Origin of the sequence: Corallococcus sp. NCSPR001, from assembly GCF_017309135.1 — a bacterium.
In the GTDB taxonomy this organism is placed as follows: domain Bacteria; phylum Myxococcota; class Myxococcia; order Myxococcales; family Myxococcaceae; genus Corallococcus.
Genome location: NZ_JAFIMS010000002.1, coordinates 3776708 through 3799247 on the forward strand (window position 1 = coordinate 3776708; position 22540 = coordinate 3799247).

Annotated in this window: 14 protein-coding genes; 8 read left to right on the top strand and 6 right to left on the bottom strand. The window is 69.6% G+C overall.

What is annotated here, in order from left to right; all coding sequences use genetic code 11:
• The first annotated feature begins 2 nt into the window (after nucleotides 1–2).
• From JYJ93_RS17375 to JYJ93_RS17390, 4 genes are read left to right on the top strand one after another with little or no spacing between them, the layout of a single operon-like run.
• Nucleotides 3–2990, top strand: coding sequence for a zinc-ribbon domain-containing protein (locus JYJ93_RS17375; protein WP_206792715.1), 2988 nt, complete (start codon nucleotides 3–5; stop codon nucleotides 2988–2990).
• A gap of 1 nt (nucleotide 2991) precedes the next feature.
• The gene (gene purD / locus JYJ93_RS17380; RefSeq protein ID WP_206792717.1) at nucleotides 2992–4251 is read left to right on the top strand and encodes a phosphoribosylamine--glycine ligase; all 1260 of its coding nucleotides are present in this window, start codon (nucleotides 2992–2994) and stop codon (nucleotides 4249–4251) included.
• The gene (locus tag JYJ93_RS17385) at nucleotides 4248–5360 is read left to right on the top strand and encodes an LptF/LptG family permease (protein ID WP_206792719.1); all 1113 of its coding nucleotides are present in this window, start codon (nucleotides 4248–4250) and stop codon (nucleotides 5358–5360) included. Before purD ends, JYJ93_RS17385 begins: the two co-directional genes overlap by 4 nt.
• On the top strand, nucleotides 5357–6475 hold the full coding sequence (locus JYJ93_RS17390; protein WP_206792721.1) for an LptF/LptG family permease: 1119 nt from the start codon (nucleotides 5357–5359) through the stop codon (nucleotides 6473–6475). Before JYJ93_RS17385 ends, JYJ93_RS17390 begins: the two co-directional genes overlap by 4 nt.
• A 6-nt stretch (nucleotides 6476–6481) precedes the next feature.
• Here the strand turns inward: JYJ93_RS17390 and JYJ93_RS17395 are convergent, their stop codons facing one another.
• The gene (locus tag JYJ93_RS17395; RefSeq protein WP_206792723.1) at nucleotides 6482–7657 is read right to left on the bottom strand and encodes an acetate/propionate family kinase; all 1176 of its coding nucleotides are present in this window, start codon (nucleotides 7655–7657) and stop codon (nucleotides 6482–6484) included.
• Nucleotides 7654–10014, bottom strand: coding sequence for a phosphoketolase family protein (locus tag JYJ93_RS17400; RefSeq protein ID WP_206792725.1), 2361 nt, complete (start codon nucleotides 10012–10014; stop codon nucleotides 7654–7656). Before JYJ93_RS17400 ends, JYJ93_RS17395 begins: the two co-directional genes overlap by 4 nt.
• 232 nt (nucleotides 10015–10246) lie before the next feature.
• Here JYJ93_RS17400 and JYJ93_RS17405 point away from each other — a divergent pair, with 232 nt between their 5' ends.
• Complete coding sequence (locus tag JYJ93_RS17405; RefSeq protein WP_206792726.1) at nucleotides 10247–11725, top strand: hypothetical protein; 1479 nt, start codon at nucleotides 10247–10249, stop codon at nucleotides 11723–11725.
• A gap of 211 nt (nucleotides 11726–11936) precedes the next feature.
• On the top strand, nucleotides 11937–13406 hold the full coding sequence (locus tag JYJ93_RS17410) for an ELWxxDGT repeat protein (protein ID WP_206792728.1): 1470 nt from the start codon (nucleotides 11937–11939) through the stop codon (nucleotides 13404–13406).
• A 15-nt stretch (nucleotides 13407–13421) separates the two neighbouring features.
• On the opposite strand, the gene JYJ93_RS17415 is transcribed toward JYJ93_RS17410, so the two are convergent.
• Nucleotides 13422–14891, bottom strand: coding sequence for an MDR family MFS transporter (locus JYJ93_RS17415; protein WP_206792730.1), 1470 nt, complete (start codon nucleotides 14889–14891; stop codon nucleotides 13422–13424).
• A gap of 180 nt (nucleotides 14892–15071) precedes the next feature.
• Between JYJ93_RS17415 and JYJ93_RS17420 the strand changes: the two genes are divergently transcribed.
• Together JYJ93_RS17420 and JYJ93_RS17425 are read left to right on the top strand one after the other, a co-directional pair.
• Nucleotides 15072–16343: an O-antigen ligase family protein gene (locus JYJ93_RS17420; RefSeq protein ID WP_206792732.1), complete on the top strand. Its 1272-nt coding sequence runs from the start codon at nucleotides 15072–15074 to the stop codon at nucleotides 16341–16343.
• Between the two features lie 23 nt (nucleotides 16344–16366).
• On the top strand, nucleotides 16367–17236 hold the full coding sequence (locus JYJ93_RS17425) for a GNAT family N-acetyltransferase (protein ID WP_242543842.1): 870 nt from the start codon (nucleotides 16367–16369) through the stop codon (nucleotides 17234–17236).
• Between the two features lie 38 nt (nucleotides 17237–17274).
• On the opposite strand, the gene JYJ93_RS17430 is transcribed toward JYJ93_RS17425, so the two are convergent.
• From JYJ93_RS17430 to JYJ93_RS17440, 3 genes are all read right to left on the bottom strand, one after another.
• Nucleotides 17275–18297, bottom strand: coding sequence for a hypothetical protein (locus tag JYJ93_RS17430; RefSeq protein ID WP_269012476.1), 1023 nt, complete (start codon nucleotides 18295–18297; stop codon nucleotides 17275–17277).
• A gap of 156 nt (nucleotides 18298–18453) precedes the next feature.
• Entirely contained in the window at nucleotides 18454–20796 is a 2343-nt protein-coding gene (locus JYJ93_RS17435) for a patatin-like phospholipase family protein (RefSeq protein WP_242543843.1), read from the bottom strand.
• A gap of 569 nt (nucleotides 20797–21365) precedes the next feature.
• On the bottom strand, nucleotides 21366–22451 hold the full coding sequence (locus JYJ93_RS17440; protein ID WP_206800344.1) for a glycosyltransferase family 1 protein: 1086 nt from the start codon (nucleotides 22449–22451) through the stop codon (nucleotides 21366–21368).
• Nucleotides 22452–22540: the final 89 nt, after the last annotated feature.

The following is a 22540-nucleotide window of genomic DNA, read 5'->3' on the forward strand; positions in this document are numbered from 1 at the left end:
TCATGCGCATCGTCTGCCAGAAATGCGCGGCGGCCTACGCGATCGACGATCGGTTGATCACGCCCAAGGGCGTCCGCGCGCAGTGTCCCCGCTGTCGTCACCTCCAGCTCGTGAAGCGGGAGGCCTCGGCCGCGTCCGTGACGGCTCCCGCTGAAGGGGCCGCGCCTCCCGCCGCCGAGCCGAAGCCGCCCGCGGCCGCACCGGCGCCTCCGGTCGCGCGCGAGCCCCGGAGCAATCCGGTCGCCGCGGCGAAACCGCCCGCGCCCCTGGCCGCGCCGAAGGCGGCCGCGAAGTCGGACCTCTTCGGGGACTTCGGCGACATGCCGGAGCTGGGGCCGCCGGGGAGCGTGGACCCGTTCGCGGACCTGGGGCCGCCCGCGTCGCAGGCCCCCGGGGGCCTTCCCTCGGACCCGTTCGCGAACCTGGGCCCGTCCTCGCCCAGGCCGGCGCCCGCCGCGAAGCCCGGCCCGCCCGTGCCGGATGCGCCTGGAGTCGCGGCTCCGGCGATGTCGGCTCCCGCGACGCCCGCGCCCGCCGCGGCGGACCCGCTGCTCGACTTCCTGGGCCCGGCTCCCGGAGGTCTGGAGCCGGAAGCCCCGCGAGCGCCCTCGCCTGGGCGGCCCTCCTCGGCTCCCGCGGGGGCGGTGTCGCTGGGCCGCATGTCCGCCCGCGCGCCCGCGCCGGTCGTCCCAAAGCAGGAGACGCACACGAATTGCCGCTCGTGCGGCAAGGACCTGACGGACCCCTTCGACCAGGCCCTGGGCACCTGCGAGGCCTGCAAGCAGCGCGAGGCCGCGTTCCCCCGGGAGTCCACCGTGCTGGTGGCCCCCGAGGTGGCCCCGCCTCCGTCCGACGGCGGCGGCCTGGTGGAGCTGCCCTTGATGAGCGGCCTGGAGGGCGCCGCGTCCGGGGATGAACCCCTGTCCGAGGGCGCCACGGCGCTGGCGACGGATTCACGCGTGAGCTCGGTGAAGCCCGCGCGCACGTCGCACATCACGGCCGCGCCGGCCCGCAGCGCGCAGCGTGGCGGAAGCGGCGGTGGCAGCCGCGCGGGCGTCTTCGGCCTGCTGACGCTGGCGGTCCTCGGGGCCGGCGGCGCGGGCTACTACTTCCTGGTGCACAAGCCCCAGCAGGAGCAGCGGGTCCGGGACGCGCAGCCCGCCGCTCCGGCCGCGGTGCCTCAGGAGGTGCTGGCCGCGGTGGGCCGGTGGAAGCTCCAGTTCCTGGAGGTGGAGGGCACCAGCGCGGAGCACCTGGCCGCCGGCCAGAAGCAGCTCGAGCTGGACCAGCGCGTCGCCTACGCGGAGGCCGAGGAGTCCTTCCAGCAGGCCTTGCTGCTCGACCCCCGCAGCACGGACGCCATCGCCGGGTACGTGCAGGCGCTGGCGCTCGGGCGCGGTCCGGGCATGGACGACAACTCCTTCCAGGAGGCGCGCGAGCTCATCGAGGCCGCGACGGGCATGGCCGGACAGACGCCCGCGCTGCTCGTCGCGCACGCGAACCTGCTGCTGGCGCGCTCGCGTCAGGCCGGCAACCTGGAGGAGGCGGCGCGGCTGGCGACGGAGGTGCTGTCCCAGCCGAAGGCCGCGGACGCCTACAAGGCCGAGGCGCACCTGGTGCTCGGCCGCTCCCATGTGGCCACGTCGCGCGAGCTGGCGAACCAGGAGTTCGACGCCGCGCGGAAGCTGGCGCCGAACCTCCAGCGCGTGGACTACTACAGCGCGCTCGCGCACGAGCAGGCCGGCCAGTACGGGCTGGCGCTCAAGCAGCTGCGCCAGCGGATGGAGCTGGATCCGCAGGACTGGAACAGCCTGTCCGCCGCCGCCCGCATCTACGTGGAGGTGGGGGAGACGGCCCGCGCGCGCAAGCTCTACGAGGACCGGCTGAAGGCGAAGGCGGGCGACGTGCGCGCCTCCCTGGCGCTGGCGGTGCTGCGCTACCAGGCGGAGGGCAACGCGCGCGAAGCCGTGCGCGCCCTGAAGGACCTGTCGAAGAACGCGTCCCGCTACGGCCCGCGCGACGCCTCCGAAATCTTCAGCCACCTGGCCGCGGCGGAGCGCACGGCGGGCAATGACGCGGGCGCGGCGACCGCGGCCGCGGCGGCCCTGAAGGCGGTCCCGGCGATGCCGGAGGCCCACCTGCAGTGGTTCATGGTGGCGCTGGCGCAGAAGGACGCGGCCCTGGCCCGTGAGCACCTGAAGGGCTTCCAGGGCCGGCTGGAGGACGCGGCGCTGGAGAAGGTGCTGGAAGGGCGCGTGCACCTCCTGGAAGGCGACGTGGCCGGAGCCCAGCAGCGCTTCCAGCAGGCGGTGCGGCTGGACGACCGCCGCATGGACGCGAAGCTCCTGGAGGGCGTGGCGGCGGCGAGCGCGAAGAAGCGCGACGAGGTCTTCCGCCTGTTCTACCCGGTGCTGGAGGCGCGCGAGTGGGATCCGCTGCGGCTGGCGCCCCGGCCCGCGCTGTCTCGCTTCTGGCTGCGGCCGGGCGACACGCTGGTGGGCGTGGAGAACGTGGTGAAGTCCCTGGGCGACCGCCCGGAGGACGTGCAGCCCCTGCTCTACGAGGCCCTGGTGCGCTTCCATCAGGGGGACCGGCAGACCGCGGAGCGGCTGTTGCACTCCGTGGTGGAGGTGAACGCGAACAGCGGCGGTGCGCAGGCGTACCGGGCGCTCATCGCGCTGGACACGAAGGGGCCGCAGGCCCGGAACCTGGCGGAGCGCGCGGTGGGCGTCGAGCGCGGCCTTCCGGTGGCGCGCCTGTCGCTGGGGCTCGCGCAGGCGGCGGACGGGGACGTGGCGAGGGCGATGCGCACGTTGCAGTCCGCGTTGGACGTGGCGCCGAAGATGCTGTCCGCGCAGACGAAGCTGGCCGAGCTGCTGATGAAGTCGAAGCCGCAGGAGGCGCGCGCGATGCTGGAGAAGGTGGTGGGGTTGGACCCGTCCTACTTCCCGGCGAAGAAGCTGCTCTTCAAACTCGACGAGCGAGGTTGACGTGAAGGTCTTGTTGCTGGGGTCGGGCGGCCGCGAGCACGCGCTCGCATGGAAGCTGGCCCAGAGTCCTCGTCTGTCGCGGCTCCTCGTGGGCCCGGGCAACCCGGGCACGGCGCGGTGGGGCACCAACGTGCCGCTCCAGGCGGACTCGCCGGAGGCGGTGGTGTCGCTGGCGCGCCGCGAGCGCGTGGACCTGGTGGTGGTGGGCCCGGAGGCGCCGCTCGTCGCGGGCGTCGCGGACGCGCTGGCGCAGGTGGACATCCCGTGCTTCGGCCCCGTCGCGGCGGCGGCGCGCATCGAGGGCTCCAAGGCCTTCGCCAAGGAAGTGATGGACGAGGCGGGCGTGCCCACCGCGGCCTTCCGCGTCTTCACGGACGCGGCGGAGGCGGAGGCGTACGCCGTGGCGCAGGGCCGCATCGTGGTGAAGGCGGACGGCCTGGCCGCGGGCAAGGGCGTCATCGTCGCGCCGGACGCGAACGCCGCGCGCGACGCGGTGCGCGCCGTGGCCCGGATGGGGCAGGCGGGCCAGCGGATGGTGCTGGAGGAGCTGCTGGAGGGCGAGGAGGTCTCGCTCATGGCCCTGTGCGACGGCGAGCGCTACGTGCTGCTGCCGCTGTCGCAGGACCACAAGCGCGTGGGCGAGGGCGACACGGGCCCCAACACCGGCGGCATGGGCGCGTACTGCCCGGCGCCGTTCCTCACGCCGGAGCAGCTGGCGAAGGTGGGCGAGCAGGTCATCGCGCCCACGCTGGCGGTGCTCAAGAAGCGCGGCACGCCGCTGCGCGGGGTGCTGTACGCGGGGCTGATGCTCACGGCGTCCGGCCCGAAGGTGCTGGAGTTCAACGCGCGCTTCGGCGACCCGGAGACGCAGGTCCTGATGATGCAGGTGGACGAGGACCTGCTGCCGCTGATGGAGGCGTGCGCGAAGGGGACGCTGGAGCCCCGGCCGCTGAAGCAGTTCCCGGGCGCGTCGGTGGGCGTGGTGCTGGCGGCGGAGGGCTACCCGGAGGCGCCGAAGAAGGGCGCCCGCATTGAAGGGCTGGACGCGGTGGCGTCGAACGCGCCCGTGTTCCTGGCGGGCGTGGAGAAGCAGGGTGGCGCGCTGGTGACGGCGGGCGGCCGGGTGCTGACGGTGTGCGCCCGGGGCGACAGCCTGGCGACGGCGCGCGAGCGGGCCCTGGAGTCCGCGGACGCTGTGCGCTTCGAGGGCAAGCACTTCCGCCGGGACATTGGCGCGCGGGGGCTGCGGGCGCGGCCGTGAAGCTGCTGGCGCGCTACCTGCTCAAGGAGCTGCTCGTCCCCCTGGGTGTGTGGGTGGCGTTCATGTTCCTGCTGCTGTTCGTGATGCAGTTCCTGCGCGGCACGGACGTGCTGCTGGGCTCGGCGGTGACGCTGGTCGACCTGGGCCGGCTCATCGCGTACCTGGCGCCGCACTTCCTGGTGATGGCGCTGCCCATCGCGTTCCTGCTGGCCATCCTGCTGGGCCTGGGGCGCCTGGGCGAGGACCGGGAGCTCACGTCGCTGCAGGCCCTGGGCATCAGCCCCATCCAGCTCTTGGCGGCGCCGCTGGGCGTGGGCCTCGTGCTGAGCGCGTTCATGGTGCTCTTGACGTCCACGGTGGAGCCGTGGGGCCTCACGGGCGTGAAGGACCTGGTGGGCGAGGTCATCCAGAAGAACGTCGCGGGCGACGTGAAGTCCGGCGTCTTCTACGAGGACCTGAGCGACCTGACGCTGTACGCGCAGAAGGTGGCGCCCAAGGGCGGCGGGTGGACGAACGTGCTGTTGCACGACGACCGCGACCCCAGCTCGCCGCTGCTGGTGCTGGCGCACAAGGGCAGCGTGGGCACGTCCGAGCGGGGCGAGGCGCTGCGCATTGAATTGAAGGAAGGCGAGGTGCACCGCGCCAACCGCTCCTCGGTGGACGCGAGCGTCGTCGCCTTCGAGAAGGCGGAGATCAACGTGGGGCTGGGCGGGTCGCTGTCGCGGCGCAACCGGTTCCGCTCGCCGAAGGAGGAGCTGACGCCGGTGGAGCTGCTGGCGGCGGCGAAGGACGCGGAGGAGCGGCGCGAGGATTCGCGGCCCTTCCTGATGGCGCTGCACAGCCGGATGGGCAACGCGGTGGCGCCGGTGGCGTTCGCGCTCCTGGGCACGCCGCTGGCGATTGGCCGCAGGCAGGCGGGCCGCGCGTGGGGCTACCTGCTGACGTTGGGCGGCTACGTCCTCTACTACCTGCTGAGCCGCGCCTTCGAGCAGATGGGACAGAAGGGCCAGATGCCGGTGTTCGTCGCGGGACAGCTGGCGAACGTGCTCTTCATGGTGGTGGGGGCGTTCGCGCTGTACCGCGTGACGCGTTCGGGGACGGTGCGATGAAGGGCACCCTCTTCCGGTACGTGGTGGGCGCGTACGTGCGCTACACGCTGGGCATCCTGGCGGGCGTGGTGGCGGTGTTCCTGGTGGTGGACTTCGTGGACCGCGCGAAGGCCTACGGGGGCGAGGGCTGGGTGTGGGACGTGCTCAAGCTCTACGGCTACAAGGCGCTGGTGACGGTGCAGCAACTGGGGCCGGCGGCGCTGCTGCTGGCGGCGGGCACCACGGTGTCCGCGCTGCGCAAGAAGGGCGAGGTCACGGCGCTGCGGGCGCTCACCTTCGGGCCGGCGGCGCTGTACCTGCCGGTGGCGGTGTGCGCGCTGGTGGCGTGCGTGGGGCTGGTGGTGTTCGACGAGACGGTGGCCGCGCGAGCGGGCCGGCGCGTGGATGAAATCACCACGCAGCGCTTCAACCGCTGGGGCGACTGGCGGATGTATTACACGCCGAAGCAGTGGTTCCGGCGCGGGGACTCCATCTTCTTCCTGCGAGGCGGCAACCCGCAGGAGGGCTTCGAGAACGTCTCCATCTTCACGCTGACGCCGGAGTTCAAGCTGCGCCGCCGCGTGGACGCGGGGCGGATGCGCCCGGTGGAGGGCACGCGCTGGGAGCTGACGGACGTGGTGGAGCGCACGTTCACGGAGGACGGGCGCACGTCCGTGACGCAGCAGCCGGCGGCGGAGTACGAGCTGGGCGTGGGAGCGACGACGTTCCGCATCCGTCCCGGCCGTCCGGAGCAGATGCGCCTGGGAGAGCTGGGCGAGCAGATCGTCGCGCGAGCGGAGGTGGGGCTCGCGACGAAGGCCTTCCAGCTCGCGTGGCACAACCGCTTCGCGTATCCGCTGGCGGGGCTGCCCGCGGCGCTGCTGGCGGTGGGCCTGGCGCTGCGGACGAACCGGCGAGGCCACCTGACGGCGGCGGTGGTGGAGGGGCTCCTCATCGCCGTGGCGATGTGGGGCCTGATGGTGGTCTCCCGCACGCTGGTGCTCACCGAGCGCCTGGCGCCCGCGATAGCGGCCTGGATGCCCACGACGCTGCTGACCGTGGTGGCGGCGGCCCTGTGGCTGCGCCGCGAAGGCCTGCTGCACCTCCCTCGCCGAACCGTGACGCCGCGGGCCTAGCCGTACTCAACCGCGGAGGAGCCGGCGCGTGTGGCGGGCGAGCTGAACCTCCTCATCGCTTGGCAGCACGCGCACCGGACACGGTGACGCATCGGTCGTGATGACCTCCGCGCTCGCTTCGTTCCGCCGCGCGTCCAACTGGATGCCCAGGTGGCCCAGCCTCGCGCATGCACCTTCGCGGACCCGCGCGCTGTTCTCCCCGATGCCGCCCGTGAACACGAGCAGGTCCAGCCCGCCGAGCACCGCCGCATAGGCACCCACCGTCTTCGCGATGCTTCGCGTGAAGACGTCCACCGCCAACGCAGCCGCCGCGTTGCCCGCCGCCGCGTCGCGCGTGAGGGCCTGCATGTCGCTGGTCCCCTCCGACAAGCCCCGGAGCCCGGCGTCGCGGTTCACCAGCCGCTCCAGCGCATCCGCGTCCATTCCACCCGTGCGCATCAGGAACAGGAGCACGCCTGGATCCAGGTCGCCCGTCCGGGTGCCGCTGGGAATCCCTCCCGTGGGCGTGAAGCCCATGGAGGTATCCACGGAGCGCCCGTGATCGAGTGCCACGAGGCTCGCGCCGTTGCCCAGGTGGGCCACCACGGTGCGCGCGGGCACCTGGGGTTCGAGCCTCGCCACGATGGACTCATACGACAGGCCATGGAAGCCGTACCGCTGCACGCCCTGGTCCCTCACGGAGCGGGGCAGGGGGAACGTCGACGCGACCTCCGGCATCGTCGCGTGGAAGGCCGTGTCGAAGCAGATGAACTGCGGCACGCCCGGGAACTGCCGCTGCGTGGCCCGGATGAGCCGCAGCGCCGGAGGGATGTGCAGCGGCGCGAAGTGCGTCGCCTCCTCCAGCGCCTTCATCACCTCCGGCGTCAGGGCCTGATGCTTGCGCAGGTGGGGCCCGCCATGCACCACCCGGTGCCCGATGGCGCGGGGCCGCTCTCCGCCCAGCTCCTCCAGGTGGCGCACGGCCTCATCGAGCGCGTCCTCCTGTGACGGATGCCGCACGTCCACCGCGCGCACCGGCTTCCCCGCGCCGTCCTTCACGACCAGCCGTCCCTGCTCCGCGCCGATATGGGTCGCGCTGCCCTTGAAGCGCACCGTCTCCTGGCCGCCCTGTTCGACGTAGAGGCCGAACTTCAGCGACGACGAGCCGCTGTTGATGGCCAGCACCGCGCCCGGGTCACTCATCGCGCGGTCCATTTCCAGTCGGCCACCTCGGGCATGTCCTCGCCGTGCTCCGACACGTAGAGCTTGTGCCGCTGGCGCACCTCGGAGAAGCGCTGCTCCGCGTCGTCCAGCCGGTGCCTCGCGGCCTTCGAGTGCCGGATGGCATCCAGCGCCAGGGTGAAGCGGTCCATGTCGTTGAGCACCGTCATGTCGAACGGCGTCGTCGTGGTGCCCTCTTCCTTGAACCCGTGCACGTGGATGTTGCCGTGGTTGGCCCGGTTGTACGTGAGCTTGTGCACGAGCGTGGGGTAGCCATGGAACGCGAACACCACGGGCTTGTCCGTGGTGAACAGGCGGTTGAAGTCCTCCTCGTTGAGCCCGTGCGGATGCACCTGCACGGGCGCGAGCGTGAACACATCCACCACGTTGACCACGCGCACCTTGAGCTCCGGGGCCCACTCGCGCAGCAGCGTCACCGCGGCCAGCGTCTCCATGGTGGGCACGTCACCCGCGCAGGCCATCACCACGTCCGGGTCGCCGTCGTCATTGCCCGCCCAGTCCCACGCGCCAATGCCCGCCGCGCAGTGGCGCACCGCGCTCTCCATGTCCAGCCACACCGGCGACAGCTGCTTCCCCGCGATGATGAGGTTCACGTAGTTCTTCGAGCGCAGGCAGTGGTCCGTCACCGACAAGAGCGTGTTCGCGTCCGGCGGCAGGTAGATGCGCACCGTGTCCGCCTTCTTGTTGGCCACGTGGTCGATGAAGCCCGGGTCCTGGTGGGAGAACCCGTTGTGGTCCTGCCGCCACACGTGCGAGCTGAGCAGGTAGTTCAACGACGCGATGGGCTTGCGCCACGGCAATTCCTTCGCGCTTTTGATCCACTTGGCGTGCTGGTTGAACATCGAATCGATGATGTGGATGAACGCCTCGTAGCAGGAGAAGAAGCCGTGGCGTCCGGTGAGCAGGTACCCCTCCAGCCAGCCCTGGCACAGGTGCTCGCTCAGGACCTCCATCACGCGGCCGTCGACGGAGAGGTTCTCGTCCGTGGGCTCCTGCTTCGCGTCCCAGGCCTTGCCGCTGACGGCGTACACGTCCTGGAGCCGGTTGGACGCGTTCTCGTCCGGGGCGAACATGCGGAAGTTCCGGGTCGCCAGGTTGTGGCGCATCACGTCCCGCAGGTACCCGCCCAGCACCCGGGTGGCGCTGACCTGCCTGGAGCCGGGCACGCCCGGGTCGACCGCGTAGTCCCGGAAGGCTGGCAGCACGAGCGGCACCAGCAGCTGTCCACCGTTCGAGTGCACGTTGACGCCCATGCGCAGCCGGCCCTTGGGCGCGATGTCCGCCAGCTCCTCGCGGAAGGTGCCATTCGCGTCGAACAGCTCGCGCGGTCGGTAGCTGTGGAGCCACTCTTCGAGGATCTTCAGGTGCTCGGGGTTGTCGCGCACCTCCTCCAGCGGCACCTGGTGCGCGCGCCACGTGCCCTCCACGGGCTTGCCATCCACCACCTTCGGTCCCGTCCACCCCTTGGGCGTGCGCAGCACGAGCATGGGCCAGCGGGGCCGGGTGGGGTCGTTCTTCTCGCGGGCGTGGCGCTGGATGCGCGTGATCTCCGCGTAGAGGGTGTCCAGCACCTGCGCCATCCGCTGGTGCATGTCCTTCGGGTCGTCGCCCTCCAGGAAGTAGGGCGTGTAGCCGTAGCCCTTGAAGAGGGCCTCCAACTCGTCATGGTCGATGCGGGCGAGCACCGTGGGGTTGGCGATCTTGTACCCGTTGAGGTGCAGGATGGGCAGCACGGCGCCGTCGGTGATGGGGTTGATGAACTTGTTGGAGTGCCAGCTCGCGGCGAGCGCGCCTGTCTCCGCTTCACCGTCGCCGACGACGCACGGGACGATGAGGTCCGGGTTGTCCAGCACGGCGCCGTACGCGTGGAGGAGCGCGTAGCCCAGCTCGCCGCCTTCGCTGATGGAGCCGGGGACCTCCGGCGCGTCGTGGCTGGGGACGCCGTAGGGCCAGGAGAACTGGCGGAACAGGCGCTTCATGCCGTCGCGGTTGCGCTCGATGTTGGGATACAGCTCCGTGTAGGAGCCTTCGAGGAACGTGTTCGCGATGATGCCGGGCGCGCCGTGTCCGGGGCCAATGAGATACATCATGTTGGCCCGGTGGTTCCGGATGATGCGGTTCAGGTGGACGTAGATGAAGTTGAGGCCGGGCGTGGTGCCGAAGTGGCCCAGGAGGCGCGGCTTGATGTCCTCGCGGGTGAGGGGCCGCTCCAGCAGCGGATTGTCCTTGAGGTAGATCTGCCCGATGGACAGGTAGTTCGCCGCGCGCCAGTAGGCGTCGATCTTCCCAAGCTCCTCGTCACTCAGCGGACCCGCCATCGTTCATCTCCTGAAGTGAAGGCCGTGCATCCCCCGGGGAGACCACACTCCAGCCCGCACGTGTCGTGCAATGCCCTTGATGTGAAAAGACAAGCGCGTCGGTTTTCCGACAGCGGCGGCGGGCCCGGGTGGGCGTTGGATTCGCCACACGGCCGAACGCCTCCGGGACCCATTGGCGGCCACCGGCCCGCGTCCCACTGTCCCGTGCTTTTGGCTGACAAGGAGTCGGACCATGCGTTTGCGATTCGGATGGTTGCTGGCGGGGCTGGCGTTCATTGGCTGTGGCGGAGCGCAGGACATGGAGGGGCCGGCGGCGGAGGAGCGGCCGGTCCAGGCCCAGGCGTGCACGCCCGCGCTGGCGGCCACCAAGCTGAAGGACATCCTCGCTCCGGACGCGCCGCTCCCTTCACCGTTCCGGCCGATTCCGACAGGGCTGACGAACGTCGCTGGCACGCTGTTCTTCTCCTCGGATCCCTACCAGGGGCCGGCGGCCCTCTGGCGCAGTGACGGAACTCCCGCGGGCACCGTGCCGTTCGTGGAGTTCCCTTCCGACGGGCTGACCTTCCGCGAGTTCGGCTCCTTCACCGCCGTGGGCTCGCGCCTCTTCTTCACGATGAACGCCCCGGTGGTCGGTGGCGAGCTGTGGGTGACGGACGGGACGGCGGCGGGGACGCGGCTGGTGAAGGACATCACTCCAGGAATCGAGAGCTCCATCCTGTCGCATCCCACCTCCCTGGGGGGCGCGCTGAGCTTCTTCCTCACGACGGCGAGCGGGATGGAGCTGTGGCGCTCGAACGGGACGGCGGCGGGGACCTACCGGGTGGTCTCCTTCGGACCGGAGGAGTCCATGCCCTTCCCCACGTTGCGGACGCATGGCGCGCTGCTGTTCTTCCTCCAGGACGCGGTCCACGGCACGCGCCTGTGGCGGACGGACGGCACCGCGCTGGGAACCCGCGTCGTCAAGCGTCTGGACGCGGGCCAGCCGCCCGTGACGTCCGCGCGGCCGAGCTACACCGGCCTGGGGCTGTTCACGCTGGAGGACACGTCCGGGACGGAGGTGTGGCGGACGGACGGCACGGCCGCGGGCACCGTGCGCCTGGACACCTTCGGCAAGCAGGTGACGTTGCTGGGCTCGGTAGGGCCGTACGTCGTCGTGGCCCGGCGCACCGAGGACAACGAGCACTTGAAGCTGTCCCGCCTGTTGTTGGCGGGGGACGGGAAGGCGACGGTGACGATTCTGCCCAACCCCTTCGAGGGCCAGCCCTCCATCGAGCCCTACGTCCAGGATTCGCAGGAGGCGGGCGGGAAGCTCTACTTCTCCGAGTGGATCAGCTCCCCCGGCCCCGCGGCTCGCCAGGTCAGCCTGTGGGTGACGGACGGCACGGCGGGAGGGACGCGGCAACTCAGCACGCGGCTCATCACGTCCGATATCCGCAGCTCGCCCCTGTTCGACACGGGCGCCGGCACGCTGCTCTTCAGCGCGGGGGATGGCGACCTGGGGATCGCCCCACAGGTCACGAACGGCACGCCCGCGGGCACGGGCGTTGTCACCACCTCCAGCCCGGGAGGCGGCATGCCCGAGGAGTTCACCCGCGTGGGCAACACCGTCTTCTTCCGGGGGTACTCCGGCGTCCACGGGGACGCGCTGTGGTCCGTGCCCGCCAACGTGATGTGCACCCCGCTGAGCGCGAGTCCATTGTCAGTGCAATGATGGATGTCTGTGATAAGTGGCTGGGATTCCATCTGGCCCGGCCCGTGCACTGTCTGTGATGGGGAAGCCGACCGCCGTCGGTTTCCAGACAGCGGGTCCGCCTTCGCGCGGCCCTCGTGTTGATTACGAACCCTGCCGCGCCCGGATTGCATTGGCAGTCATCCGCATGCGTCCCACCGTCCCTTGTCTCCGTCTGACAAGGGGTTGGGCAATGCGCATGCGATTCGGGTGGGTCCTGGCGGGTGTGTCGTTCGTGGGCTGTGGTGCGGCGCAGGACCTGGAGCTGCCCGCGGCCCAGGAGCCTCGGGTCCAGGCCCAGGCGTGCACACCCGCCATGGCGGCCACCAAGGTGAAGGACTTCCTTGCGCCGGGTGACCCCTTGCCGTCGCCGTACCGGCCGATTCCGTCGGAGCTGACGAACGTGGCGGGCACGCTGTACTTCACCGTGGATCCCTACCGGAGCACGGCGGGGCTGTGGCGCAGTGACGGCACCCCGGTGGGCACCGTGCCGGTGAAGGAGTTCCCCTATGAGGGCCCGGACTACCGGACCTTCGAGTCCCTCACGGCCGTGGGCTCGCGGGTCTTCTTCACGATGGAGGACCCGGCGGCGGGCTCCGAGCTGTGGGTGAGTGATGGCACCTCGGCGGGGACCCAGCTCGTCAAGGACATCACGCCGGGGGCTTCGGGCTCCTCCCTGTCGGACCTCACCGCGCTGGGCGGCGGGCTGACCTTCTTCCGGCGCGCGGGGAGCGCGGTGGAGCTGTGGCGTTCGGACGGCACGGCGGCTGGGACGTACCGGGTGGTGGACTTCGGCTCGGGCTCCTCCCTGGCCTACTCCACGCTGCGCACGGGGAGCGCGCTGCTGTTCTTCCTCCAGGACGCGACCCAGGGCACGCGCCTGTGGCGCACGGACGGCACGGCGGCGGGCACCTCGCTCGTCAAGCGCGTGGACGCGGGGACTCCCCTCGTGACAGGGACGCGTGCGCTCGCGAGCGGCGACGGGGTGTTCACGCTGGACGACTCCTCCGGGACGGAGGTGTGGCGCACGGATGGGACGGCGGCGGGCACGGTGCGCCTGGACACCTTCGGCAAGCAGGTGCGGCTGCTCGGGTCGCTGGGCTCCTCCGTCTACCTGACCACGCTCAGCGATGATGGCGAGCAGTTGAAGCTGAACCGCCTGTCGCTCTCCGGAGGCGGGAAGGCCACGGTGATGACGTTGCCCAATGCCTATCCCGGCCAGCCGGACAACACGCCCTACGTGCAGTCCTCGGCGGAGTCAGGAGGCAAGCTCTACTTCTCCATGGCGATCGGCTCGCCGGGCCCCGCGCCTCGCGAGGTCGGGCTGTGGGTGACGGACGGCACTGCGGGAGGGACACAGCAGCTCAGCCGGCGGCTCACCACGGCCGACGAGTACAGCTCGCCCCTCTTCGACACGGGGGCCGGCACGCTGCTCTTCAGCTCCGGGGATGGCGACCAGGGGCTCATGCCGCAGGTGACGAATGGCACGCCAGCGGGCACGGGGCGCGTCACCCTCTCCAGCCCGGGAGGCAACAGGCCCGAGGAGTTCACCCGCGTGGGCAACAGCATCTACTTCCGCGGGGACTCCGACGTCTGGGGTGACGCGCTGTGGTCCGTGCCCGCCAGCGTGACCTGCACGCCGCTGAGCACCCGCGCGAAGTGACAAGGCCGCCGGGCGTCAGTGGGAGGCGGTGACGTCGGACATGTCCACGGGCGTGGTGACGCGCTTCACCTTGGGGAAGAACAGGCCCGCGGCGAACGCGGCGATCATCGCCGAGCACATGATCCAGAAGTTGATGGACAGCCCGGTGTTCAGCGCGCCGCCGAGCGTATCGAGGACAGCGGGCGCCAGCCCGCGTCCGTGCTCGGGGCCGAGCAGCTCCGTGGCCGCGCTCACGGGGACGGTGGGGTCCTTCATGAGCTGACTCACCAGCACGCCGCCCATCACGCCCACGCCCAGCGACCCGCCGATGGTGCGAAAGAACATGCTGCTCGCGGTGGCCACGCCACGCAGCTCCCAGCCCACCGTGGTCTGGACCGCCACCATGGTCGCCATGGCGGCGAAGCCCAGGCCAATGCCAAACAACCCCATGGCGATCTGCGGCACCAGCATCGAAGCCCCGGGCTTGAGCAGCAGCGCCATCAGCACGGTGCCAATGGAGGCCAGCCCCAGCCCGCCGACGATGAGCGGCCGGAAGCCGGTGCGGACCATGAGCCTGCCGCCGATGAGGCTCGCCAGCGGCCAGCCGACGATCATGGGGGTGATCATCCCGCCCGCCATCGTGGCGGAGCCACCGAGCACGCCCTGCACGTACAGGGGCACGTAGGTGGTCGCGCCGAACTGGGCGGCGGAGAAGAGGGCGCCCGCCACGTTGGAGATGGCGATGGTGGGGATCTTGAAGATGCTCATCGGGATGATGGGCTCGGCGGCGCGCAGCTCCACGAACACGAACGCGGTGAGGAGCACCGCGGCGAGGGGAAGAGCGAGCAGTGTCCGCCCGGAGCCCTGCACGCCGAACAACAGCGCCACGACGCCCGAGGACAGCAGCGCCGCGCCCGCGTAGTCCAGCCGGACACGCACCTTGGGCTTGAGCTGCTCGTGGAAGAACGCGACGAGCAGCACCATGGACGCGATGCCGATGGGGATGTTGATGAAGAAGATCCAGTGCCACGTGAGGTACTTCACGATGAGGCCGCCGGTGAGCGGGCCCGCGAGTCCGGCGATGCCCCACACGGCGCTGAACGCGCCCTGGACCTTCCCGCGCTGCTCCAGCGTGTAGATGTCCCCGATGATGGTGATCGCGATGGGCTGCATGGCACCGGCGCCCAGTCCCTGGAGGACGCGGAACGCGATGAGCATGTTCATCGACGTGGAGAACCCGCACGCCACGGACGCCAGCAGGAACAGCGTGGACCCGAAGAGGAGGATGGGCTTGCGGCCGTAGAGGTCCGCGAGCTTCCCGTAGATGGGGACGGTGATGGTGGAGGACAGCATGTACGCGGTGAAGACCCACGCGTAGTGCTGGATGCCGCCCAGGTCGCTGACCACCGTGGGCATGGCGGTGGAGACGACGGTCATCTCCAGCGCGGCCACGAAGAGGGACAGCGCCAGGGCCAGGGTGGTGAACGGTCGATGGGTGGTGCGCATGTCGGAAGGGGGGACCCGGGAAAGGCCCCTGGGTAACGCGTGCCCGTCCGGAGCGCCAACGTCAAGCGCGTGAAAAGGAGTGACGGGGCCATTGCCGGGGATTCCGGGCCCAGTCGGGAAGGGCAGGGGAGCACGAGGTGGGATAGGGTCCACCGGCCTCGCGAGTTCGAGGCGCACGGCATGGGCACGGAAACGAAGACGGTCGAGTCAGGGCGCTGGAAGACGGCGGTCGCCGCGGTGTTGGGGCTCTACGCGGTGGGGCTGGTGCTGGCGGAGGCGGTGCTCCAGGCCGGAGCCATCCTGGCCACGGCGCTGGCCCTGGCGCTGGTGGCGACGAAGCGGCTGCGCCTGGAGAGGGACGTCAGGGCGTTCGTGCTGGCGAGCGTCGCCCTGAGCGTCTGGCAGCTCGTGTCGCCAGCGGTGGCGCTGATGACGGGAGCCGCGACGAAGTGGCCCCGGGGCGCGAGGTACGGCCAGGCGCTGGACACGGTGGCGGGAGCGGCGGTCGCGTGCATCGGGACGCTGGGAGTGCCGTGGCTGATGCTGGGGAGCCTCGTCGCGGGAGGCTGGCTGCTGGCGGCGGCGCTGGGCTTCTACCAGCACCGCGTGCAGTGGCCCTGGGAGCCGCCGAAGTTCCTGAAGCTGAACCTGTCGCGCCTGCACGAGAACTTCGGAACGGAGGAGAACCCGAGGTACGCGGCGGGAGGCTTGTTCTTCCACCGGCTGCGGTTCGCGCACGGGGCCATCGCGGTGCTGGGCCCGGCGCTGGCGGTGATAGGCCGTTCGAAGGTGACGCGGCGGAGGGTGCTGGCCGGGGTGATGGTGCTGGGGCTGCTGCTCTCCATCTACGGCGCGTTCGCGCGAGCGGCGTTGGGAGCGGCGCTGGGCGTGTGCGTGCTGGCGCTGCTGCTGTTGCTGCGGGGAACGGCGAGGCAGGCCGGGCTGGGCGTGGCGGCGGCGCTGGTGGGCCTGGTGCTGCTGACGCCCGCGTGGCGGGAGCGGTTCGGCAAGGCGGTGGACAACCTCTTCGGCAGCGGAGAGCGGTCGCTGGCGATGTCCGTGGGCTGGAGGCTGGTGCGGGAGCACACCTGGGTGGGCGTGGGCTTCGGCAATCACAAACCCGCGGCCCTGGCGACGCAGGCGGAGACGGGCATCACGGACCTGTTGGCCACGGACTCCCACAACATCTGGCTGACGACCTGGGCGGAGACGGGGCTCGTGGGCCTGGTGCTGCTGGCGACGATGCACTTCCTGTTGGCGAAGGCCCTGGTGCGAAGGCACCGCGCGGGGTCGATCCCGGCCACGGGAGCGCTGCTGTCCTTCGTGGGCTTCCACGTCCTAGCCCTGGTGCACTACCTGCCGTTCCACCCCAGCGTGCATCTGTCGTTCATGTTGGTCTGGGGCTTGGGGTTGTGCGAGTTCAATACGCCGCTCCGACATGAACCCGATTGAGCATTCAGGCTGACTGGGGGCGCATGATGGAACCCATTGCGGTCACCGAAGTCGGAGCACGCGACGTCAAGTCGCAGGAACTCTTCTGTGACTACGTGCCCCAGGTATTCCGTCGCGCGGATTTCCGTCGTTGGCGTGCATGGGGCGAGTGGAACGACGACTATCGCGCGTTCACCCTGCTGGAGGCCGGACGCGTGGTGGCCAATACCTCCGTGATGCGGATGCGCCTGCTGCTGGAGGGACGCGAGGTGACGGCCTACCAACTGGGCGCCGTGGGCTGTGTGCCGTCGCATCGTGGGAGGGGACTGGCACGGGTGGTCATGAACGCCGCGCTGGACGCATGCGGGGATGCGCCCGTGCTGCTCTTCGCCAACCCCACCGTGCGCCAGTTCTACCCGCGCTTCGGGTTCCAGCCTCAAAGGCAGACGCTGTTCGCAGCCACGTATGATGCCGTGCCGGAAGGTCCGCCCGCGCCCATGCTCAACGTGGATGATGCGAAGGTGCGTGCGGGACTCGCCGCGCTCTCCAGCGAGGGGCTTCCGTCAACCGAACGCTTCGGAGCGCGTGGCTACGCAACGGTGGCGAGCTGGCCCGTGGCCAACGGCTTCGCGAGGCCCCTGCGTCAACTGGGCTCGGACGCCTGGGTGTTCGCGGGCGTCGAGGGAGACACGCTCTACCTCGACGATGTCTTCGCGCGGGAGCCCTTCGACCTGCGGGCCTGGATCCCCCGGTTGATTGACCGGCCCATCCGGGCCATCCGCTTCGGTTTCACTCCGGAGCGGTACTGGCCCGGCGCCGTGGAGGCCGGTGAGGATACGGAGGCCGACCTGTTCGTGCGGAGCCTCCGGCTCTCACCGGAGGCCCACCGGTTCCCGATCATGGCCCACACGTGACCCTGTCCCCATTCCCATGAATGGGGACAGGGGGCGCGTCACTGGCAGAGCTTTTCGACCGACTTGATCCGAACCACGCCGTCGACGTTCGCATCGTTGGTCTGATCTCCGATGGCGATGGTGCCGTTCGTCACGAAGTTGTTCCGCGTGAGCTTCGCGACACCGTCGACGCTCAGCGTCGCCACCTTGGCGGCATCCACCGCGAGCTCGTAGACGTGGTACGCACCATCGGTCACGGCGAACGCCGAGGACTGCGTGTCATCCGCCCAGCCAATCGCCGCGCTGTCCAGGTAGATCATCTGCGAGCGATCCGTCTGGTTGCCGACCGAACCGGTGATGCTCCCCAAGATGGCCGCGCCGCTGTCGAGCTGGTTGTGCCTGCTCACCGACTCGACCTGCATTGTCACGCGGAGCGTGAACGGCTGCGTCGGGTCGAGTGCGTTCGTCTTCGCGAGGAGCAACTGCCCGCCCGAATTGGCACCGCTGTTCGTCGACGTCGCGAGGCGCACGTAGTCCTCGCCATACGTGAGCGTGTTCGGCCCCTGTGTGTACGTCGTCCAGCCCTGCGCCACGATGTCGGTGCCGCCGACCAGCAGGGGAAGGGCCTCGCGCGGCGACCACGCCGTCGTTGACGTCGCGGGCGTGCAGACCTCACAGGCGTTCGTCGGATTCGGCGTGCCCTCGTCGTAGAACGTGCCGTTGATGAGGCACTGGGGGCTGCATGCGCCCGCCGAGCAGAGTTGACCCGTGCCGCAGGTCGTCCCGTCCGCGAGCAGTGTCCAGGTGGTCGCGGACATCTCAGGCACGCACTGCTCGCACGCGTTCGCCGGATTCACCGCCCCAGCCGCGAACTGCTGTCCGTCGATCCGACAGACCGCGACGCAGGCGCCGGCCTCACAGGCCTCGGTGCTCGTGCAAGCCTGACCGCACCCGCCACAGTGAGCCGGATCACTGTCGGTGCTGACGCAGGTGTCGCCACACTGCGTGGTGCCAGCGTCCGTGCACATCTCTGGAGTGGATGCGTCCTCCACGGACGCATCGGGGACGGATGCGTCCTGCACGGACGCATCGGGTGTTCCACCTGGGGGATTGGAGGGGTCGTCACTGCAGGCAGCAAAGAGGCCAAGCACGGCGACGATTGAGAGAGCGATGGAGCGAATGGAGATCATGAATGTAGGTGACTTTCGACCCGCGTCACGGATCGCAGAGAGCCCCCGTCAGAGTCCAATTTCCAGGCCAATGCCCGGGGCCACGGACCAGAGCGTCTTCCGGGAGCTACTTCCCGGGTACCACTCGCCGACCACCTGGGCCCGGAGGAACTCCAGGAAGGTGATGCCCACGAGCCCCTGGACGACAGGCCGTGAGCACGCGGTCACGTGGCTGGCGCCTCGGTTCGTGCAGAGGCTTGTTCCATAGCCGTCCTTCGCGCTGAACAACCAGCCTGCTCGAAGCGCGAGACGGCTTTGCGAGAGGAAGGTCTGCTCCGCGCGGGGCTGGAACTCCAGTCCTCCCACGACGATCACGCCAAAGGGATCGCTGTTGCTACCGGAGGAGAGAACGTCCTCAAGTCCCCGGAACCCGAGTGCTCCCGCGAACCGGAGCCCAGACGACAGAGGAGTCTCGGAGGCCCCGACGCTCAAGCCCAGCTCGCTCTCCGTGGGCCCCATCGTGATGTGCAGCGACAGGCGCTGGGGCTCGTAGCTGATGCTGTCCACCGCGAGCTTGCTGGCGAAACGGACCGTGGGCTTGTCCGCGGCGGGTTGCACCGCAGCGAGCCGGTGGGCAGCAGTCCCGAGTGCATGGCGGATGCGCAGGACGGCCTGGTCTCCTTGGCCCTTGGGTACGCCCAGGTCCTGGAACCCGAAGCCATAGGCCCCCAGGAGGCGCATCGAATACGCCAACTCCGACTCTTCCTTGCCCTGCTTCCAGTCCGGCCATGCGTTGGGCTGGAGGCCCGGGACATGGGGCGGTGGCTGGCCCGCGATGGCGCGGTCACAGTGCGCGTTGCGCCAGGTTCCAGGGGGAAAAGTCCCGGCGGACCTACTGCATGCGTCGTAGAGCTGGTCCAAGGACATCTGCAGCAGCGCCCGGAAGTCCTCCAGCGCTTCGCCCTGACACACCTGCTCCGCGCTCGGCAACGAGTCATAGACGGCGCTCATGCAGGCGAAGGGCTGCCATCCGCCAATGCCATCCATCGCCGCAGCGCGAGGCCGCTCTGCCTGCGTTCGGCCTTCACGGAACGCGTCATCCATCATCCTCCGGGCGTCATACATGCCCAGGTAGAAGTCGAAGACACGGAAGCTCTTTTCGAAGAAGCCCAGGAACGCGAAGAGAGGCGCACCGGCCGCGGGGAAGTGCCGGCGGGGAAGGGTGAGTCGCTTGGCGATCTCCGGCTCTTCCTCCAGCAGCATGGCCAGCTCCTTGGACCGCGCCGTGTCCACGAAAGCCGCCAGGAGCTCCGCGAGTGTGCCCGGCAGCGAGACTGGTCTGGTGCCCTCCTGAGGAGGCGCGATGGGGTACTCCGTCGCATCCGGGTCGAGGAAGGCGAACGCGATACCGGGAGGCGTCGTGCGCGTGTCGGGTTGTGGAATCGGTCGCCACTCCAGCTTGCCGTCCGTGGTTTCGCGAAGGCCATCACGGGCGAGCCCCACGGCCAGACGCAGGGGCGTGTTGTCGAAGACGCCACCGTCGATGAAGAACTCTCGCTGCGCCTCCGAAGGCCGGCAGACCCCAGGCTTCGCGGAGGCCTTCGGCGCGCAGGTCCGCAGGGGCTGGGGCGGGAACGCGATGGGGAAGGACATGGACGCGAGCAGCAATTCGCGCAGGTTCGCGAAGGGAATCTCCCCTTGGTCGTCCGTTTCGAGCAGCAGCTCCAGCCGGCGGCCCTCGCGCGTGGTGTAGTTCGTCGCACGAGGAGGGCGTCCGGGCCCGCGTCCCTGAATGCGGATGGCGAACTTCTCCTCGAGTCGAGGCAGGTCGAGCCGTCCGTTCGCGGCCTGAAGGGCACGAGGCGAAAGGCGCGTCGTCGAAACCCCGAGCACCACGTCGCAGGATCGGTCCAGGCCTCGGCTCCAGGCCTGTTCGACATGGGAGGCACGCCGTTCCAGCGCCTCCCGCGAGAGGACACCGAGCGGCGTCGTCGATGTCGGGACGAAGAGGTCGTTGAACCCGATGGGAACCCAGATGTCCCAGAACAGGGATTGGCCTGGTGTGGACGCATCCACGCCACAGGTCGCCATGATCGCCAGCAGGGCATTGAGGCTCCCCGCGGATGCGCCCGTCACGAGCCGCAGGTCCACGGCGCGCTCGCCCTGGGAGGACGTCCCCGCGTAGTACAGGAACCCTGCCTCGTACGTGCCCAGCGATACGCCGCCACTGACGGTGAGGGAGACGGCCTTCGGCCCCGCGGTCTGGACCAGGGGGGATGCCTGCGCGCTCGCGTTCGATGCGAGCAAGAGCAGCGCTCCGGCGAGGACACGCGCCACCAGGAACACGCCATCGCGGAGGATCGAAGTCGCGGGACTTCGCGTGGACTGCATTTCGGGGATGACTTGGGCCATGTCCAGGCCCGGTCTAGACTGGAACGCATGCTCCCGTCATCGTCGCGTCTTGCGCTGCTGCTGTCGTGCTGTGCCACATTTGTTGTTGGCTGTGGGCCGTCCCACGAGGGGGCGTGTCAAGGAACTCACCTCGGACAGTCCATCAATTGGCCTCTGGATTCCGACTCGAGTTCGCTCGCCCGGTCGAATACGGATCGATACGGCAACAAGTGGACCTACTTCCGTTTGACGTATGTCACGGATTCGCTCAACGACAGGGGCATCCGTGCTATGGGCGTGGATATCAAGTTCCGCGGAGACCCGAGGATTGACTCCTCGGAGTCATACGACTGGGTTCCGGATCCTCAGGCGGAGAGGGGGCCGGACGAGAATTTCAAAGGCGCGGATGAATGGACGCCCCATGTCGTCTCAACCAATGACAACTCGGTTGAGGAGTATTTTGAACCCGGGCCGCCAAAGTCCGCGACCTTGACCCTTGAACACGTGGATACCGCTGACGCGCAGGGTCGCTTCGTCTATCGATATGACGATGGCAGTGAGCTGGAATGCACTTTTGATTTGAGCTATCTTTAAGCCGGTGGCCCGCCCTGCCGGGGTGAATTCGCTCCCTCGAGGGCCCTGCGAAACACCCCCAAGGTCCGCAAGGCACAGGCGTCCCAGGTGAAACGCGCGGCCCTCCCTCTGCCCAAATCCATCAGCTCCTGGCGGAGGGCGTCGTCGCGCAACAGTCGCAAGGAGGCCTCCTTCCACATGGAGGCCTCCGTCGGCTCCAGCCGAAGCGCCGCATCGCCAACAACCTCGGGAAGGGCCGTGGTGTCCGCGGCGATGACCGGACAGCCTGATGCCATGGCCTCCAGCGCGGGCAGGCCGAAGCCTTCGTAGCGCGATGGCAACAGCAGCATGGATGCCGCTCCATAAAACAACGGCATCTCCGACTCAGGCAGTTGCTCCAGGTCGATGACGTTCTCGTGCAGGCCCACTTCATGCGCCACCGCTCCCTTGCCCGCGAGCAGCACCAGGGGCACCGGTAGCTCCGGCGCGAACTTCGCCAGCATCGCCAGGTTCTTGAACGGCTTCGCGTTGCCCACCACCGCGATGTACCGCTCCGGCAACTCATGCCGGTCCCGGAACGCCTTCGCCTCGCTCGCAGTGGGGGGCTGGAACCGCTCATCCACACCGTTGTGGATCACCTGGAACCGGTACGGCGACATCTTCAGGTACTTCCCCAGCTCCTCCCGGGAGAAGTCAGACACGGTGATCAACGCCGTGGCCAACCGCGCCCGTGGGCCCACCACGGCCTTGTAATAGATGGCTTGCACCGGCGTGTACTGGTCCGCCAGCGCCAGGTGGTTCGCGTCGTGCAACGTCCCCACCAGCTTGCCCGGCCAGAACAGCGGCAACGAGAACGACGTCGCGTGGAACAGGTCCGGCTTCAGCTTCGTCAGCTCGTATGCCAACAACGGCTGCTCCGTCGGTGACAGGTAGCCAGCCCTGGAGCGGTGCAGCGGAATCCTCGGCGTCAGCTCTCCCAGGTCGTCCGGCAGCCCCTTCGCTGGCACCAGCGCGGAGAACTCCAGGTCCGTGGCCAGGGCGGGCAGACGGCGCGCCAGCTCCAGCGCGTACCTCGCGATGCCGTGGAGCTGACCGCGCACCATTCTCAAGTCGAGCAGGACAGAAGGCACGCTCCCTGGCCTACCACACGCTGGCTTACCCCCGCACCGCCGCGCCAGTGCTAGAAGTCCCA

Bases quoted from the DNA above. Each gene is read 5' to 3' on its own strand.
- JYJ93_RS17390 (WP_206792721.1), top strand. From the start codon at position 5,357: ATGAAGGGCACCCTCTTCCGGTACGTGGTGGGCGCGTACGTGCGCTAC.
- JYJ93_RS17425 (WP_242543842.1), top strand. From the start codon at position 16,367: ATGATGGAACCCATTGCGGTCACCGAAGTCGGAGCACGCGACGTCAAG.
- JYJ93_RS17435 (WP_242543843.1), bottom strand. From the start codon at position 20,796: ATGGCCCAAGTCATCCCCGAAATGCAGTCCACGCGAAGTCCCGCGACT.
- JYJ93_RS17400 (WP_206792725.1), bottom strand. From the start codon at position 10,014: ATGGCGGGTCCGCTGAGTGACGAGGAGCTTGGGAAGATCGACGCCTAC.
- JYJ93_RS17415 (WP_206792730.1), bottom strand. From the start codon at position 14,891: ATGCGCACCACCCATCGACCGTTCACCACCCTGGCCCTGGCGCTGTCC.
- JYJ93_RS17405 (WP_206792726.1), top strand. From the start codon at position 10,247: ATGCGTTTGCGATTCGGATGGTTGCTGGCGGGGCTGGCGTTCATTGGC.
- JYJ93_RS17440 (WP_206800344.1), bottom strand. From the start codon at position 22,451: ATGGTGCGCGGTCAGCTCCACGGCATCGCGAGGTACGCGCTGGAGCTG.
- JYJ93_RS17420 (WP_206792732.1), top strand. From the start codon at position 15,072: ATGGGCACGGAAACGAAGACGGTCGAGTCAGGGCGCTGGAAGACGGCG.
- JYJ93_RS17395 (WP_206792723.1), bottom strand. From the start codon at position 7,657: ATGAGTGACCCGGGCGCGGTGCTGGCCATCAACAGCGGCTCGTCGTCG.
- JYJ93_RS17375 (WP_206792715.1), top strand. From the start codon at position 3: ATGCGCATCGTCTGCCAGAAATGCGCGGCGGCCTACGCGATCGACGAT.
- JYJ93_RS17410 (WP_206792728.1), top strand. From the start codon at position 11,937: ATGCGCATGCGATTCGGGTGGGTCCTGGCGGGTGTGTCGTTCGTGGGC.